1 protein-coding gene is annotated in these 656 nt (G+C 72.9%); it reads right to left on the reverse strand.

The genetic code is table 11. The annotated features are described in order from the left end of the window. Positions 1 to 656 (reverse strand): heterodisulfide reductase-related iron-sulfur binding cluster (locus tag FVW27_RS18455; protein ID WP_167128017.1); only part of this gene is annotated, 656 nt, incomplete at both ends.

Genomic DNA, 656 nt, shown 5'->3' on the forward strand with positions numbered 1-656 from the left:
CCGTACGCCTCGCGCAGCAGGCGGTCGCGCAGACGGGCGCGGTTCTCCTGCCGGGCGGTGATGTGCGGTCCGGGCGCTGCCGGGTCCGGATTGCCGCTGGGCAGGGGGGGCAGCAGCAGGTCCAGCAGATGGCTGGCGGGGCTGCCCGCCTCGGCCAGCCTGTCGCGGCACATGGCGCAGTAAGTGACAAAGGGCAGGTCCGAGGCATCGGCCCTGCGCTGGATGACAGTGCGGGCCAGATCTGGGTCGGCCTCGGCCATCAGGCCACCGTAACCGCAACATTCGGTGTGGTGCCCGGTCAGGTCCGGCTCGTGCACCGCCACCCCACGCGCGGTCAGCAGGCCACGCACCGTGGCACGCAGGGGTTCGTCCTCGCGCGCGGCGCAGGGGTCGTGCAGGGTCAGCTCAGACGGTGCGGGCATCGTCTGCCCGCCAACGCCGTATTCCGCCAGCACGGACCACAGCATGGTCTGGGACAGGTCTGGCAGCAGCGTGCGCAAGGTCGTGGCACAGGACGGGCACCCCACAACCAGCGTGGGGCGTCCCATGGCCTCCCAACCTTGGCGCAGTTCCTCGGCGGCGACAGCGGCGAGGTCGTCGCGCCCGGCCCACAGCGCGGGCGCGCCGCAACAGCGCAGGGCGATGCCCGTGCCGCC

It is taken from the genome of Nitratidesulfovibrio liaohensis (assembly GCF_011682075.1).
GTDB classification, from domain to species: Bacteria; Desulfobacterota; Desulfovibrionia; order Desulfovibrionales; family Desulfovibrionaceae; genus Cupidesulfovibrio; species Cupidesulfovibrio liaohensis.